The sequence below is a fragment of the Pedobacter sp. W3I1 genome (genome assembly GCF_030816015.1).
Classification (GTDB): domain Bacteria; phylum Bacteroidota; class Bacteroidia; order Sphingobacteriales; family Sphingobacteriaceae; genus Pedobacter.
Map to the genome: position 1 here is coordinate 2,660,664 of NZ_JAUSXN010000001.1, position 16,485 is coordinate 2,677,148.

At 43.6% G+C, this 16,485-nt stretch carries 12 protein-coding genes; 9 read left to right on the forward strand and 3 right to left on the reverse strand.

All coding sequences use genetic code 11. The features are described 5' to 3' along the window. Positions 1–46 precede the first annotated feature (46 nt). On the reverse strand, positions 47–412 hold the full coding sequence (locus QF042_RS11130) for a PleD family two-component system response regulator (RefSeq protein ID WP_307528255.1): 366 nt from the start codon (positions 410–412) through the stop codon (positions 47–49). Positions 413–643: 231 nt separating this feature from the next. On the opposite strand from QF042_RS11130, the gene QF042_RS11135 reads away from it, so the two are divergent. The 9 genes from QF042_RS11135 (at position 644) to QF042_RS11175 (ending at position 14,059) form a co-directional block, all read left to right on the forward strand. Continuing rightward, the gene (locus QF042_RS11135; RefSeq protein ID WP_307528256.1) at positions 644–2,173 is read left to right on the forward strand and encodes a DEAD/DEAH box helicase; all 1,530 of its coding nucleotides are present in this window, start codon (positions 644–646) and stop codon (positions 2,171–2,173) included. Between the two features lie 82 nt (positions 2,174–2,255). Further along, the gene (locus tag QF042_RS11140) at positions 2,256–2,969 is read left to right on the forward strand and encodes a DUF3891 family protein (protein ID WP_307528257.1); all 714 of its coding nucleotides are present in this window, start codon (positions 2,256–2,258) and stop codon (positions 2,967–2,969) included. Positions 2,970–3,309: 340 nt separating this feature from the next. Next, positions 3,310–3,762, forward strand: coding sequence for a GNAT family N-acetyltransferase (locus tag QF042_RS11145; RefSeq protein ID WP_307528259.1), 453 nt, complete (start codon positions 3,310–3,312; stop codon positions 3,760–3,762). A 530-nt stretch (positions 3,763–4,292) separates the two neighbouring features. Then, on the forward strand, positions 4,293–8,615 hold the full coding sequence (locus tag QF042_RS11150) for a PAS domain S-box protein (protein WP_307528261.1): 4,323 nt from the start codon (positions 4,293–4,295) through the stop codon (positions 8,613–8,615). Between the two features lie 574 nt (positions 8,616–9,189). Continuing rightward, positions 9,190–9,552, forward strand: coding sequence for a response regulator transcription factor (locus tag QF042_RS11155; RefSeq protein ID WP_307528263.1), 363 nt, complete (start codon positions 9,190–9,192; stop codon positions 9,550–9,552). Then, positions 9,549–10,613: a HEAT repeat domain-containing protein gene (locus QF042_RS11160; protein ID WP_307528265.1), complete on the forward strand. Its 1,065-nt coding sequence runs from the start codon at positions 9,549–9,551 to the stop codon at positions 10,611–10,613. The genes QF042_RS11155 and QF042_RS11160 overlap by 4 nt, the downstream gene beginning before the upstream one ends. A 95-nt stretch (positions 10,614–10,708) precedes the next feature. Further along, positions 10,709–12,034 carry a glycosyltransferase family 2 protein gene (locus QF042_RS11165; RefSeq protein WP_307528267.1) on the forward strand — a complete coding sequence of 442 codons (1,326 nt, stop codon included), beginning with the start codon at positions 10,709–10,711 and terminating at the stop codon, positions 12,032–12,034. A 2-nt stretch (positions 12,035–12,036) separates the two neighbouring features. Next, a complete protein-coding gene (locus QF042_RS11170) occupies positions 12,037–12,849 on the forward strand; it encodes a hypothetical protein (RefSeq protein WP_307528269.1) in 813 nt (270 codons plus the stop codon). 10 nt (positions 12,850–12,859) lie between these two features. Continuing rightward, positions 12,860–14,059 carry an LTA synthase family protein gene (locus QF042_RS11175; protein ID WP_307528271.1) on the forward strand — a complete coding sequence of 400 codons (1,200 nt, stop codon included), beginning with the start codon at positions 12,860–12,862 and terminating at the stop codon, positions 14,057–14,059. Here the strand turns inward: QF042_RS11175 and QF042_RS11180 are convergent, their stop codons facing one another. Further along, positions 14,060–15,226, reverse strand: a complete 1,167-nt coding sequence (locus QF042_RS11180) for a hypothetical protein (protein ID WP_307528273.1) — start codon at positions 15,224–15,226, stop codon at positions 14,060–14,062. Continuing rightward, positions 15,226–16,467 carry a YaiO family outer membrane beta-barrel protein gene (locus QF042_RS11185; RefSeq protein WP_307528275.1) on the reverse strand — a complete coding sequence of 414 codons (1,242 nt, stop codon included), beginning with the start codon at positions 16,465–16,467 and terminating at the stop codon, positions 15,226–15,228. The genes QF042_RS11180 and QF042_RS11185 overlap by 1 nt, the downstream gene beginning before the upstream one ends. Positions 16,468–16,485 lie beyond the last annotated feature (18 nt).

The following is a 16,485-nucleotide window of genomic DNA, read 5'->3' on the forward strand; positions in this document are numbered from 1 at the left end:
CATCCTTTAGGATATTTTTACTCCAGAGCTGGCAAGCCTGTTTTTGTTAACTGTAGCGGATGCTGTGGCCAACCTGTTCTATCAGCTTATATATATCAAAGGGTTTAGCAATAAAACCCTGTGCGCCGCACGAATTTTCTACCTCGTACTGACTCGAGTGTGCGCTCATCATGAGCACAGGTATTTTTTCAGTGTTATCATCTTTTTTAAGCATTTCACATACATTGATTCCGTTACCATCGGGTAAACTGATATCAAGAAGGAACAGGTCTGCCTGATCATGTTTGTCCTTTGACATGAATTCACGAATACTCGAAAAGCTTATCACTTCATATTTTTCCTCAGTAAGGATCATTTGTATAATATCCCTGATGTCCTGATCATCTTCGAGGACGTATATTCTTTTTGCCATAACCTAACCAACTTATTAGGATAATAATCGGTAAATGCCTGAAATTGTTTTATATTTTAGCTGGGCTACAGAAATTGAAACTTCCGGTTGTTTTTTATCGTAATGCCGTGTACCCCTTTGAAATCTGATCAAACGGTGATCTGGTTTTCAAACCTGCCGTCTTTGTTTTTATCTTCCGGTAAATCCCTTCCTGTCTTAAAACTTTCAGCCAGCTTCCATGGTTTTAACACCATGCAGATTTTATCTCCCACGGCTGCGCATAGCCCGGCAAAAAAATTATATCCCTATCAGCAGCATGCGATCGAAACCCTGTTTGAAAAAATGCAGACCGGGGCTGATCAGCTGCGCTTGCTCTACCAGCTGCCTACAGGTGGCGGCAAAACAGTTATCTTTTCCGAAATTGCCGATCGTTTTATAAAGGAATACCGAAAGAAGGTAATTGTGCTGACCCACCGGCAGGAGTTATGCAAACAGACTTCGCTGGCATTGAAAAACACAGGCGTTTTTAATAAAGTAGTAGACAGCACAGTTAAACGGATAGCCAAAAAAGATTATTATTACTGTTATGTGGCCATGGTTGAAACCCTTAAACACAGGATCGATGATGGTTTAATCGATACCGGAGGGGTAGGCCTTGTGATTGTAGATGAGGCCCATCACAATTCCTTCCACAAACTGCTTAAAAAATTTCCAGGCGCCAGGATAATCGGGGTAACGGCCACACCTTTTTCGGCAGATGCAGCGCTTCCGATGAAAAGCTTTTACAGTGAGCTGGTGCTTGGAGAGCAGATAAGTTCCCTGATCGAACAGGGTTTTTTGGCAAAGCCAAAGAGTTTTGGCTATGAGGTAGAACTCAATACGCTGAACAGGGGCATGCACGGTGATTTTACGGTAAGCAGCTCCGATGAGCTATATTCATCCAAAGTAATGCTCGATCTTCTGCTCCATGCCTACAGGGAACATGCTCTTGGGAAAAAGACATTGATTTTCAATAACGGCATTTTTACCTCACGAAAGGTATTGGAAGTTTTTCAGCAGGCCGGTTATCCCATACGCCACCTGGATAACCAGACAGAAAATGCAGAACGGGTTGAAATATTAAAATGGTTTAAAAAAACAAAGGGAGCGATATTAACATCAGTATCCATATTAACTACTGGTTTTGATGAACCGTCTGTGCAATCGGTTATCCTGAACCGTGCTACTACCTCACTTACCCTTTATCACCAGATGATCGGCAGGGGAGCAAGGCGTTTGCCCGGTAAAAAGACTTTCAATATTATCGACCTTGGCAATAATGTAGAAAGGTTTGGGGAATGGGATGCACCGGTAGACTGGCAGCATGTATTTGAAAGCCCCGAAATCTATCACCAGATCCTGGCAAAGGCAAGCGACGATATCCATCAGATGCCTGCCGAAATGAGGAACAGGTTTCCCAACAGCACGGGGATAGCATTTGATGTGCTCGCGGCCTATCAAACCGCAATGGAGAAAGGGGAAAAAGCAAAAACCGTGCTCCGCGATTCCATCAGGCAACATGCAATGATGTGCACTGACAATGCTGAAACGGTGAGCAAGGCATTTGAATTGGCACAGGAACTCGATAAAGAAATCGACTGGAGGATAAAACAATACGGCAAATGCATGGGTGCAGTAACCAAAAACTATATAAAGTGGTTGGGCAGCGACTACCGGAGCCGTTTGCACGGCCTGATCGAAAAAATAATGTCGAGGCGGGCGGCAATGCGTGCAGCAGTTTAACCTAAGCCGGGATTGATGGAAACAGATACCGAAAAGCCGGGGCCGAAAAGGGCAGGCGTTAAGTTTACAGGGAGGAAAGATTTTGATTGTTAATTATTGCAACAGCGGATGGGAAATCATCACCCAAAGGGCTCATGGCCTTTTGGCCGGGCAGATCTGTGCGAGATGGAAAATCTCCGATCAGCCCCGGCGGTGGGTAGAAACCCTCACGGCTACTACGGAGCACGACGATGTTTTTAACGAGTTTGTCCGTGGTCCGCTGTTATCAGATAGCGGCGGACCCCTTGATTTCAAAATGACCGGTTTTGATGAATCGGCCTGCAGGGAAATGATGGATAATGCCATCAGTAAGAGCCGTTTTATCGCACTGCTGTTTGCAAGACATATTTCTTTTACCCATGGTGCTGAAGCCTCGGCCAAGGCTTACCTTACCGGGCTTAAAAAGCTTGAGAAGAGGTGGGCCAGGGAAGCTCAGAGCAGCACCGGCGAGGTAGACCGCGCTTATGCTTTGCTCGAATTCTGTGACGCTTTTTCACTGCTCATCTGCCAGGACCAGATTCCGCCCGAAGAGCGCCTTCTCGAAATCGGCAAAGGACCGGGCGGCACATCTTTCCGGTTTTTTCAGCGGGGGCAACAGCTTATCGTTAAACCATGGCCCTTTGAGGTCGATAATTTTGAGGTATGTTATGAGCGGCTTACGTTGAATGAAATAACTTTCGAAAACGATGAGGCATTTAGAGCGGCCCTGCGCAATGCAGGGCTTGAACTTCGAAAGCTGATCATCTCCAGGGAATGATCTCGTTTTGGTATTCCATCAAACCGATCAGCATAAACCTGTTTTTTAAAAACTTTAGCCGGTTAAGGATGGTTATTAATGGTGATGAGAAAATTGGATTCTTTTGAGTGGCTGTTGATCTGCCTGATCCTGGCTACATTTATTACCGGGATAATGGTTGCTTTAGCACGTAATGACCGAAAAGCGGCCATTCCAAAGCGTTATCCCGTTGTTGCGTTATGCCGTTAGCTGCCGGTTGTTAAAGCCTTGATCCATAAATTTACCCTTACTTTTACAGCCCGTTTTTTAAGCGCCATCATAATAGTTCGTTTTATCCCTCTACCGTATTCGACATATAAAAATGACATTACCAGAAAAACACTCTGCATACCATTATCAGTTAAACCCGGATTTAACCAGCATCGACTGGCAACGTGTACTCCAACTCTTTCAGGAAATTAATTGGAAACACCGCCTGGCCGAAGAGATAGAAAAAGCTTTTAAGATGAGTACTTCCACACTTTTTATCTATGATGGGGAAATGATCATCGCTTTCGGCAGGGTTATAGGTGACGGAAGGTATTATGCCATGCTGGCCGATGTGGTGGTAGACCCAGCCCATCAGGGCCGGGGACTGGGCAGATACCTGGTTATGGCGCTGAACAGCCAGTTAGAAAATTATCATTTCGTTAACCTTAGTGCTGCCCCGGGAGCCGATCGCTTTTATAAGAGCCTGGGGTGGAAAAAGCAGACTACGGCCTATATATGGCCCCAGGGTCCCAAACAGCTGAGGCAACATTGCGAAAAGGATTAAAAGGGCAAGCCATCTTGGTGTGACGCCCGGGGATAGTGGCAGCTTTTACCTTGGCGGTAGATTCATTTAATCCTGTAATTCAATTTAAGACCGGAATTCAGGCCAGAAAAAAGCAGACAAACTCATGGCCGCGGTCAATAAATGGCTTAATAGTGAACCGCAGGAACCGCTTGAAAAATCGTCTGTCAGGTTTTGTGACATTTAATGATTTTTTCGTACTACAGATATTTCATTTTCAGCTACTCATACCATACCAGCTCTCTTTGAGAAAGAAAACGTAATGCCTCCCGGGCAAAAAAACATAATGCATACGCCTGAGGTAACCTGTCCGGGTCAAAAAAAGTACCTTTCCGGAAAAAAAGAAGATCAATTTCGATATAGCTGCAATTTTTTCCCGATATTTAAAACTAACCCATGGGTTTGTATGGCTGGAAAGATTACCATTAATTACTGATGCACTGGTGAAACGAACTGCTAACCTGGTAACTTTTATCCATTTACTTTGCGGTTGTTGAATAAATACATTGTAAATGCAAGAAGATCTAACAACAGGTATAAGGAGGTCCTATTTCCATGAAATTATAGGCAATGGGCATGAAAGTGATTTTGATCGGGTTAATGAAATGGCCTCACTAATCTGCGATAGCAGGATTTCAGTGATTTCCTTTTCAGATGGTGCCGAAATTCAGCATAAGGCGATTATAGGGCTCAGCGCTAGTCAACTACCGGCTATCCTGCCATTATGCGCATATCCCTTAAATAGCCATGAAACCTTTATCGTAGCGGATATTCTTTCCGACAGGCGTTTTAATGAACATCCGGAGGTAGGTGATGAGATAAAGATCAGGTTCTATGCAGGCTATCCCCTTAAAGATGCTAACGGGACCGTTCTAGGGTCGTTATCAGTGATGGATACCATGGCAAAGGAAATCACAGCGTCACAGAAGAGACTGCTTTTACTGCTTATCGGAGACATCGAATTCCTCATTCATGGAAGGATTAAAAAAGCGGAAAACAGGAATATCAGCCTGCTCTTTGAACATTCTGATGACCTGATCTGTATCCTGGATAAGGACTTGAAATTTAAACGGATGAACCCAAGTTTTGCTACCAAATTTGGCTGGACGGAGCAGGAATTAATGTTGAGAACGCTTTTGGATATTGTACCTGCCGATGGACTTAAGGAAGCCAGGAAGATTTGGCAGACGCTTAAAAACCGTGAACAGCAGGGAGACCCTACGCATCAGATAGCGATAAAGGGTGGTGGGTACAGAATGATTGAATGGACGGCCACATTTGAGGAAGAGGGCGGTGATGTGTTCGCAATAGGCAGGGATGTAACCGCCGATATAGAAAAGAACCAGGCCTTAAAGGTTAGCGAGCAAAAGTCGAAGGCGTTTTTTGAAAGCTCCCAGGGTCTAATGTGCACACATGATCTTAAGGGAAAGTTAATTTCTTTAAACCCCTCAGGGGCAAGATCGCTGGGTTACCGTAGGACGGAAATTGTTGGTAAAAGTCTTTTCGACCTCATTCCCCGGGAAAGGCATGCAAATTTGAGGCACTATTTGGCCGATATAGTTGAAAAGGGCCATTCAACGGGGCACATGATTATTAAGCGTAAATCAGGCGAGGAACGGTTATGGCTGTACTCAAATACTTTGCAAAAAGACCTTCAGAGCGAGGCTTATGTGGTGGGGAATGCGGTGGATATTACTGACCAGAAAAAACTGGAGATGGACTTGATTCATACGAGGGATCTACTTGAGGAGACCAGCGGTATGTCAAAGATAGGTGGATGGGAACTGAACCTCAAGGACCAAAAACTCCATTGGTCTAAAATAACACGCGAAATCCACGGTGTTCCCGATGGATTCATCCCGACTATTGACAATGCAGTAGCTTTTTATAGGCCCGGAGCCGATAGGAATATAATTTTAAAAGCTATTAATGATTGTATGCGTACCGGACAGGAATGGGATGAGGAGCTTCAGATCACTGATTTCAAGGGCCGGGAAATCTGGGTAAGGGCAATAGGCAAGGCTCAAATGTCAAATCAGATGCCTATAAGGGTATATGGCACAATTCAGGATATAGACGTGCAAAAACGTGCCCAGATTGAAGTCCTGGAATCCAAAAAGCTCCTGGATGAAGTGCTCTCGGCGGCCACAGGGGTAAGCATCATTGCAACTGATCTGGATGGGACAATCACGGTATTTAACAAAGGGTCTGAGCGCCTGCTCGGATATACAGCAGAAGAAATGGTCGGAAAACAAACACCCATCATGTTCCATGACCAAAAGGAGGTTTCTGAAATCTGTGCCGATTTCAGCTCCTCAGCGGGCATTGAAGTTGCCGGATTTGGTTTTTATGCGCAGTGTGCAGACAGTTCAGAAAGGGAGAGGGTCTTCACCTTCATTACAAAAGCTTCCAAACGGGTGAGGGTATCACTGTCCATCACTGCTATAAAAGGGAGCAGTGGCAGTACGATTGGCTACTTGGGTATATCTGTAGACGTTACCCAAAAAGAGGCGATTCAGCGTGAACTCGCCCTTGAAAAGGCGCTACTGATTGCCTTCATCGAAAATGCTCCGGCATCAGTGGCCATGGTTGATACCAATATGCGGTTCTTGATCGCGAGCAGAACATGGGTAAAGGCCTATACCCAGATCGAAGGTAGTATCAAGGGAATGTCCTATTATAAACTGTTTCCAAACCTTTCAAAAGAGCGGAAGGCGGTGCATAAACAGGTGCTTAGTGGCCTCACAATTAAAAAAGAAGAGGATGTTTATATCGACCCAAAAAATAAAGAATCACACCATATTGCTTGGGAAATGTCCCCATGGTACACTTCTGATCAATCTATTGGCGGAATGATGATTTTTACGCACGATATTTCTGCAAGCGTCGAGCACCGTCAGGAGCTCACAGCGGCAAGGTTGCGTGCAGATTTTGCTAACTATGCAAAATCTGAGTTCCTGGCGAATATGAGCCATGAGATCAGAACCCCTCTTAACGGCGTAATCGGCTTTACCGATCTGGTATTGAAAACGCAGTTGGATGATACCCAACACCAGTACCTTAAAATTGTCCATCAGTCGGCCAACGCCCTGTTGGGAATTATCAACGATATCCTTGATTTCTCGAAAATCGAGGCCGGTAAGTTTGAACTTGATATCTATAGGTGCGATCTGTATGAAATTGCATGGCAGGCCAGCGATATCACCAATTACCAGATTCACACTAAGAACCTGGAGATGCTGCTAAATCTTCAACCGGGCCTGCCAAGGTTTATATGGGCAGATGCTCTGCGGCTTAAACAGGTGCTGATCAATCTGCTGGGAAACGCGGCAAAATTTACGGCAGAAGGGGAGATCGAGCTTAAAATCGAATCCTTGCAGATTAAGGAGAATAATCATCTGCTGAGGTTCTCTGTAAGAGATACCGGGATCGGGATTGCGAAAACCAAGCAGATGAAAATTTTTGAGGCATTTTCACAGGAAGATTCCTCAACAACAAAGAAATACGGCGGTACTGGGTTAGGGTTGGCCATCTCCAATAAGCTGTTAAATATGATGGATAGCCAGCTTCGACTGGAGAGCGAGCCAGGCAAAGGAAGTACCTTTTACTTTGATGTAACCATGCAGTGCGAACAGGGAGACCAGGTTGAATGGATAGGAATGGAAAGCATCAAAAAAGTTCTGATAGTCGATGATAATGACAATAACAGGCAGATATTGGCCGAAATGCTTGCGCTTAAAAACATTTCTTCCGATCATGCAAGAAATGGTTTTGAAGCACTTCATCTGCTGGCAGAGGGACAGGCCTATGATGCCGTTTTACTCGACTACCACATGCAATACATGGACGGATTGGAAACTGCAGCTAAGATCAGGGAAAATTTTCCATCCGAGTTCGGGGAAATTCCATTGATCCTACTGCACAGTTCATCGGATGACGGAACGATTATCAAAGCCTGCAATGATCTCCGTATTGGTAACAAATTGCTAAAACCGATCAAAATGACCGATCTTTACCTCGCCCTAACCAGGATAAGGACACGCGAGACATTCGATCAGATCCGTCAGCATTCCACCTCTGTTCACACTGGGCAAAGCCCGGCATACAGATTCTTAATTATTGAGGATAACGAGGTAAATCGGTTTCTTACCCGTACCCTGCTGGAAAAAATAAACCCAAAATGTCTTATAGTAGAAGCGGAAAACGGAGCTTTGGGAGCCGCCGTTTTTCAGGACGAAGTTTTTGACCTTGTTTTTATGGATATACAAATGCCTGAAATGAACGGATATGAATGTGCCAGAAAAATAAGGTCGCGGGAGGAGGGCACAAAGGTTCCCATTATTGCCCTGACAGCGGCAAACGTGATGGGCGAAAGGGAGAAAAGTATTGAGGCTGGTATGGATGATTTTATTACCAAACCGGTTTTGGAAGAAAATATAGCGGCAATAATTGATAAATGGTTGTTCAGGACGGAAAAACCTTTTTCGGATGAAGCGATAGACCGCCCCCATTTTGATATCAACAGACTAAGGTTATATTTTGACGACGATAGCGTAAAGCTGCACGAGATTATTGGTATTGCCATAAATCAGCTACATGCTGCCCTCGGAGAGCTTGATAGGGAAATCCGGCCTGCTGATTACGAGATGGTGATTTCGTTGGCACATAAGCTCAATGGAATGTCAAGTACTGCCGGGCTAGAGAAGCTGGTGATGATCAGTGCGAAACTACAGGTCATACCTTGTTCCAATTTTGCTGCTTTCTTGCAGGCTGTGGCGGAATTAAGGGAAACTATTGCTTCCACAATTCCTGTACTGGAGAGGTATGCCGGTTAAGATATCCTTCGGGTATATTCCCAAGCATGGAATCACCAGAACAGCTGATAAGCAGGGCTGAGCCAGTGGATGATATAAATTTAAGCTTCTGTTAGCAAAAGGATATTCTCGCATGCCTCGGCGTATTGAGGCTGACACTAAGTAGCTGCATAGGTCCCGATCCGGGATGCGCCTAGAAAGCTCAGGATTGTCGGGTTCAAACCGCTGCATTCTTGGTTGACGCTAAGATTCTGTACAAACGACGCTCCATGATTCAGTTTAAAATCAGATAATAAATCGAACTGTTCAAAATACTTGTTATTTTGAAACTGGATCAACTTTACACCGTTTAGTTGTAGTTCAAAACTTGTAGTTGTCCGCTAAAAATTCCTGGGCTCCATTTTCTAAAATTACGGACTTTCTCCTGCTCTACGAAAAGTGGTTTGCAAGCACTTTCTACTTTTAAGTGCTCAATTCGGTACTATTTATCCAGTGTTTGCATATTGCGTATTTCTTTGATCACTATTACTGATTGCATTCGTATTGTCCATTGAAATGTATTAACTTTACAAAGAGTCATCCAAATAACTTTAATATGAGGGTATTAATTGCTGAAGACGATGAGTTAATGCTCAGGACAGTCGAATTTCGTTTAAAAAAAGACGGCCATGAGGTTATCCTGGCGCGTGACGGACGAGATGCGTTGCAGAAAATAGATCAATATCAACCTGACCTGATTATTTCCGATGTGATGATGCCTTACCTTTCGGGCCTGGAAATTGTAGCTGCGGTGAGAGAAAATCGCCAAACACCCATTATCATCCTTTCTGGAATGGGACAGGAGGATATCGTACTTGAAGCTTTTCGTTTAGGTGCGGACGACTATTTAACGAAGCCCTTTAGTCCTAACGAACTTTCTGTGCGGATAAAGCGGTTTGCAGTAGTTAATAGGAGATGATTTTTTTTGAAGTACTGCTATCATTTTTCTTCGCGCTGGCGATCTGCCTGATCACATTTCTTTCTTTTTATTTATTTGTCAGAAAAACCTGGAGAAGGGAATATGTTAAGTGGGACAGGATGATAGATCTGCTACTTCGTAAAACTATATTCTTTCATGAGGACAATGCGGGGCAACTGGCTTTAATTCCCGTAACCCGACGGTTAAAAGCCAACCTGGAGAACAAGAGATTTTGTAAGCAATTTGTGAAAAAAATTATTGCAGCGAAGCGTAACATGTCAGGGCGGTATGGTGAAAACCTGCGTCATTTATACATTCAGCTTGGTTTGGATAAAAAGGCACTCCGATTACTGGAAAGCCGAAAATGGCATGTGCTGGCTTATGCTATTCAGCAGATTGGAACGATGGGCCTTAAAGAGCATCTCACCAGGATATACCGTTATACCAATAATAAAAATGACCTGGTTCGGATTGAGGCACAGATTGCCGTACTGAATCTTTTTGGGTTCGAAGGACTTCGTTTCCTTGATATCATCTCGTACCAGATGACGGAGTGGCAGCAGATCAGGCTTTTAAAAGAATTGTCTACAGTACCACAGGCCGAGTTGACGGGAATTGACAAATGGCTAACCTCCGGCAATCCGAGTGTTGTCATTTTTGCCCTTAAATTAGTCCGGAATTATCATCGATATGAGCTTTATGAGAACACTGTAAGTTGCCTCGATCATGGCGATGTCAGTGTGCGGAAACAGGCGATTTCAACATTAACCGAAATATATACTGAAAGTACATCAGAAGAACTGCTGAGCAGGTTCGATGCAGAAACCTACAAAAATCAGATCGCTATCCTGAATGCGATCGCAGTGATTGGCGGGGTGCAAAATGTTTCAACGCTGCTAGGTTACCTGGGAGCCGAGAAGCACGAAATGAAATTTGCGGTTGCGCGCGCGCTTGTCAACGGTAGTGCTACTGGCCTGGAATACCTGATTAACGATCCCAGATCGAAAACTTACCCCTTAAGAGACATGATTCCTCAACTAAAAAGCGAGATTAAATGGTGAGCTGGCAATCGTTTTTAACAGATTTTTTTACTTATGGGCTATTAGCCTATTCACTGTTACTTCTGTCCTGCTACATATTTATTGCGGCGTTTTCGATGGGGGAGATCCGCAATTACCTGCGTAAAAATAGTTTTACAGATTATGGCGTGCTGGCTGGTTCCAGGGAGGCGCCAAGTATCAGTATTTTAGCGCCAGCGTATAATGAGGGGGCAAACATTATCGAGAATGTGCGATCTTTATTATCCATCAATTACACTAACCTTGAAGTAATTATCATTAACGATGGGAGTAAAGATGATTCATTATCAAAGCTGATTGAAGTTTATGATCTTTATAAGGCTGACTTTTTTATTAACGGCCAGATTGAAACCAAGGAAGTTAGAGGCGTTTATAGAAGCAGAAAAGCTGTTTACAGAAAGTTAATCGTTGTTGACAAGCAAAATGGCGGAAAGGCAGACGCTTTAAACGTTGGTGTAAACGTTTCAAGCAACGATTATATTGTTTGCATCGATGTTGATTGTATCTTAGAGCAGGATGCTATTCTGAAACTGGCCAAGCCATTTTTAGAAAACACGAAAGAGCGGGTGATTGCAACGGGAGGGGTAATTCGTATTGCCAACAGCTGTATTGTGGAAAATGGGCGTTTGCTCAAAGTTAAGCTTCCCAGGCAGTTCCTGCCACGTGTTCAAACGCTGGAATATATTCGGGCCTTTTTGCTGGGTCGGATGGCCTGGAGTCGCTTAAACGGTTTGCTGCTCATATCAGGCGCTTTCGGCGCATTCGATAAAGAGATCGTGATCAGGTGCGGAGGATATAATCACAAAACAGTAGGTGAGGATATGGAGTTGGTAGTAAGAATGAGACGGTACATGGAAGAAAAGGGGATTGCGCACAAAGTGAGCTTTATCCCCGATCCGCTGTGCTGGACAGAGGCGCCATCGACGTTTAAAATACTGGGGCGACAGCGAAATCGCTGGACCCGGGGCACAATAGAAACCCTACAGATGCATAAAGTCATATTTTTTAATCCCAAATACGGCCTTTTGGGTATGATTAGTTATCCATATTGGTTTTTCTTTGAATTTTTGGCCCCTTTAGTGGAGTTTTTCGGATTTATCGCCTTTATTGTCCTTGCCAGCTTCGGATTGGTCCAATGGTCTTTCTTTCTGGGCTTATTACTTTTTATATTCAGCTTCGGATTTTTATATTCAGTTTTTGCAATATTGATGGAGGTGCTCACTTATAACCAATACAAAACGAACAGAAATCTCCTGCTTTTAATTCTTACCGCTTTTCTGGAGCCATTGATCTTCCATCCATTTGTGGTATGGTCGGCTATAAAGGGTAATATCGATCTACTGAGGAAGAAGAATTCCTGGGGAGAAATGACCAGGAAGGGATTTACAAAAGAAAAAGTTTAACCATGATCAGTCGTTTTAAATCAGCAACCATAGTTTTTCTGCAAATCGCCCTCGTTTGGCTTAGTGCTTTAATTGTGATCAGAGTTGTAGAAGTTCTGACTAATGGATTAATCCACCAATTCCCGGCTAAGCTGTTTAGTTTTATGCTGTGGTCATGGCTGGCAGATCTGAGCTTTTGGCTTAAATGGCTGATTTTTGAATTTATTTTATTTGTTCCGCTGTTTTTTGTGCATCCTATACTGGCTAAAGTTAGCTTTAAAGTATTCGTTGCCATTATCATCTTCATTCAACTGGTTCTCTGCCAGTATTTCGCTACGGCCCTGGTACCCTTGGGCGCAGATTTTTATGGTTATTCTTTCGCCGATATCAAGCAAACTGTTGGCGCATCCGGTACGGTAAGCCTGCCGTTAATTCTAAGTTTTTTATGCGTGATTGTGCTCTTGGTAGTTGCACTTAAGCGATTGCCTAACCGTATCAAGGTTCCGTTATGGCTGGCCTGGTCCTTACCTATGCTGTCTGTTTTTTATTTTATGACCAATGGCGAGGGGCATCTTTTCCAAAAAAACTTTGAAAACCTTTTTGTCAATAACCTCGCGCTGAACAAGGCCGATTACTTTTTTAGCAGTTCGTATATTCATTTTTATCCCGGGGATGAGGATGTGGATATTTATGCTGATGCCTACATTGGTGATTATGGCGACGGCAGTATTGCGCCCACTACTTTCAGTTACCTTGGCGGATCGGAATACCCTTTTTATAGGAAAGCGAATGATCGTGATGTTCTGACACCATTTTTTCAACAAAACGAACAGTAAACCGAATCTGGTGATCATTATCGTTGAGGGCTTGGGCCGGGCGTTTACCAATGAAGGCGCCTATCTGGGAAATTTCACTCCTTTTGTCGATTCATTAGCCAATAAAGGCCTTTACTGGAAAAATTTTTTAAGTGCTGGTGGTCGCACGTTTGCAGTGCTCCCGTCTTTAATGGGATCTTTGCCTTTCGGTAAAAATGGTTTTCTTGAGCAGGGACAGCAAATGCCAGATCATCTTTCTTTGTTCAGTTTACTAAAATTCAATGGCTATAAAACTTCGTTCTATTATGGAGGAGACGCAACCTTCGATAATATGAACCTATTTCTTCAAAAGAACAGCGTTGATGAAATCAGAGACCTCAAGTCCTTTTCGGCAGGCTACCTCAAGCTGCCGGCAGAAAATGGGTTTTCCTGGGGATACGGAGATCAGGAGCTATACAAATATTACCTGGCAAACAGGCCTTCAAAAGCTGCTAAACCTGCAGAGCTGAACGTAATTTTAACGGTCACCACGCACAATCCTTTTTTGATTAACGAACAGGAAAAATACAATTCCAGGTTTGAACAGCGGATGACGGAATTAGGATTCGACGAAGCTAAGAAAGACAATTATCGTAATTACAAAAAACAGTATGGTACTATTTTATATGCCGACGATGCTTTGAGGAGCTTTTTTAACAATTATAAGAAAAGAGAAGACTATGCCAACACCATTTTTGTAATTACAGGAGATCACCGGATGCCAGAAATTCCGATGAGTAACAAGATAGACCGCTATCATGTACCTTTAATTATTTATTCGCCGCTGTTAAAGCGTAGTGCGCAATTTGCATCCATATCTACACATTTTGATGTGACGCCAAGTTTACTGGCATATCTTCAGTCAGGCTATGGTATAGACTTACCTGGCGCTGTAAGCTGGCTCGGATCAGGACTTGATACTGCCCGCTCATTCAGGAATGTGCACAGTTACCCACTGATACAGACCAAAACTGAGATGGTCGATTTTATCCACGGCGCGTATCACCTAAACGGCACATCGCTTTATCAAATAGGTGACAATATGCAAGAGGAGTTAGTAAGAGATGAGGTGAGTTACGAACGCATCAAAAATGCCTTCGAAAATTTTAAGCGAAAAAATGCAGGTTTGGGTACAAAGGCAAGGGTACTGCCACCATCGGTAATTCTAAAATATCTGCCGACGAAGAAATAGCTATTTGTTATGGTACTCCCGTTCCTGATCAAGGATGGTGGTCATCATCGGGCGGTAAAAATTCCAAAAGAAGCTGGATCGTTCCATTGGATTACTGGTATCGTAGAATATCCACTTGAAAGCGCCAATTCCTTTGAAATAAGAGGAAGATAGGTTGACTGGGTTGTCGCAGAAATCTCCGGAGAAGTAATAGAAGCGATAATCGGTTTCTTTGTGCATCAACACGGCAGGAAAAACAGCGCTTAGGCCATTTGCTTTCAAAAGCGCCTGCCCCTTTTGGTTAACATCCATCTTGAAGCTGGCAACCTGGGTATTAATCGCTCTGTTCGGCTGAATGACATCAAACCAGAATGCATATTTAATCTCTTCGGGCAAGCCCAGTACTTTTTGTCCGTATTCACCACTGATAATGTGTGGCATCGGGTTTTTTAAGTCGCGGCCATCCTCCAGGATGATGACCCTGTCTTGATTGCTAACCAAAGCAATGCCCGACTTTTTAAATGGCCAGTTGTTGTTATTTGCCCGTTTATAATTATTAATGAGCCACCGCGGCAGTTCCTTATTTCTTGTCGTATCAAGACTTTCGAAAAAGCGGCCTGTCCAGCCGGTCCAGTGCATCGCGAACATATCCTCAAACTGCTTTCTGGTTTCTTGGCTTGTGGGGCTTCCTATGCTATTAAATTCTGTGATAATGAGTTTCTTTTTCTGCTTCATCTGCTTTAATAACTCAATATCCTGGCTGCTCATCCCGCCATAAACCATTCCGGAGCGTTCGTTATTATTCTTTTGGGTATACCATTCGTTCCGATAAATGCCGTAAGTATCAGTAAAATAAACCAGGTTAATATCCTCACTTAATTGCTGTAGCTGATCATTGTTGAACCGCTCCAGTCCCTTCAGGCGGAATTTTTCTCCCTCTAAAGGGAAGAAACCAAAATAATCGCGGTCAATTTTATAAAACGTGCTTGCTGTTTTCGTTAGTTTCTCATGATTTAGAATCCATAAGAAGGAAATATGTTCCTGGCCGGCGGGCGTAAGAACTGTTTTGTCGATTATGGCAGCAACCATTTTGGTTTTTGGGTTTAAATACCAGCAGAGCCACATCGTTAATGGAATGCCGGCGGCAACAGCCAGTGCAATCCATAGTTTCTTTACCTTCCTTGTCATTAGAAACGTCTTATGTAGCCAATACCAAGATCAAGTTGATTGCCTTTGGTGTTAGGCCGGTATTCCTGGTTCTCCAACCCGAGGTTTACGATGAGGATATTAAGCGATTTAAACGCTTTCCGGTAACCGATCGTTATGTTGTTTGAACGCAGCTTGTAAGCCGTGTTTCCAATTAAAACATTATTTTGGGGGTCATCTGGTGATAAACCAGTGCCCAGGCGAAGGCTAAAATAATCATCGGCACCACCGAAATAGTACCTGGTGGTTAAGGCGAACGATTGAGAGACCTGATCGTTGGAAGGGGTTAAAAAAGTCCGGAAATTAAACCAAAAGCTTTTGTAGTATTTTCCTACTGATGCGGTATAGCTCCAGGTTGATTCGCCAAAGGTTAAATATCGAAATCCAGCTTCTGCTTCAAAGCTTGCCGGTAGGTTTGCATATAATGAAAAGCCTGCACGGTAGTGAGGAAACACGCCTACGTCATCAGAGTACCCACCACTGATATAGGCCTGGAAGGTGTCTGAAATACGGGGATATGCGTCTACCTCGAACTGAAGGCCGTTGCGGTTAAAACGATTCGCATAGTTTATTCTTCCGGTAACAGAGCCCAATTTGGTTTGCCTGCTATAGTCTATACTCACTATGTGCCACGGGTCATCGAATTGTTTATCGAAGTATACAAAGTCGTAATTGAGCCCTATTTTGTTTTTGGAAGAATTTTCCCTTACTCTTGCGGCAAGTGTGCGTGCCTCGGTAAGGTTGGGTGATCGTTTTAGCACCTCTTCAATAGTTGCATTCGCTTCAGTCCATTTTTTTAAGCTGTTGAGTATTTTAGCTTTCAACAGCAGGAGCTCATCGTCTGTAGGATGGAAAGTAAGGCCTTTATTCACGTCGAGCAGGGCCTTTTCATTATTGTCTTCCCAAAATTCGAGGGTAGAATTAGCAAGATGTGCATCTTTGTTATCGGGCTGTTTTGCTAAAACCAGGGCGAAAGCTTGCCTGGCACTATCAGGTTGCTTGCTCCAGGTGTAAACCCTGCCTAAAAAAATCCTGATATCTGGATAGTCCGGACTTTTAGCCAAGGCCTTTTTGCTGAGTGCAATGGCCTTAGGAAAGTCTTTTGATTCGAAGGCTGCAGTTCTTGCCTGGGTAAACAACTCGTCTGCACTGCCTTCCTGCGCTTGCGAGAATTTGGAGAATACCAGGGCTGATAATAGCAATAAATAAAATTTGGGCTTCATAGCAAAAACTAGATTTTT

Excerpts from the sequence above, each read along its gene's own strand:
- QF042_RS11130 (WP_307528255.1), bottom strand. The coding sequence starts at position 412 with ATGGCAAAAAGAATATACGTCCTCGAAGATGATCAGGACATCAGGGAT.
- QF042_RS11135 (WP_307528256.1), top strand. The coding sequence starts at position 644 with ATGCAGATTTTATCTCCCACGGCTGCGCATAGCCCGGCAAAAAAATTA.
- QF042_RS11145 (WP_307528259.1), top strand. The coding sequence starts at position 3,310 with ATGACATTACCAGAAAAACACTCTGCATACCATTATCAGTTAAACCCG.
- QF042_RS11150 (WP_307528261.1), top strand. The coding sequence starts at position 4,293 with ATGCAAGAAGATCTAACAACAGGTATAAGGAGGTCCTATTTCCATGAA.
- QF042_RS11155 (WP_307528263.1), top strand. The coding sequence starts at position 9,190 with ATGAGGGTATTAATTGCTGAAGACGATGAGTTAATGCTCAGGACAGTC.
- QF042_RS11160 (WP_307528265.1), top strand. The coding sequence starts at position 9,549 with ATGATTTTTTTTGAAGTACTGCTATCATTTTTCTTCGCGCTGGCGATC.
- QF042_RS11165 (WP_307528267.1), top strand. The coding sequence starts at position 10,709 with ATGGGGGAGATCCGCAATTACCTGCGTAAAAATAGTTTTACAGATTAT.
- QF042_RS11170 (WP_307528269.1), top strand. The coding sequence starts at position 12,037 with ATGATCAGTCGTTTTAAATCAGCAACCATAGTTTTTCTGCAAATCGCC.
- QF042_RS11180 (WP_307528273.1), bottom strand. The coding sequence starts at position 15,226 with ATGACAAGGAAGGTAAAGAAACTATGGATTGCACTGGCTGTTGCCGCC.
- QF042_RS11185 (WP_307528275.1), bottom strand. The coding sequence starts at position 16,467 with ATGAAGCCCAAATTTTATTTATTGCTATTATCAGCCCTGGTATTCTCC.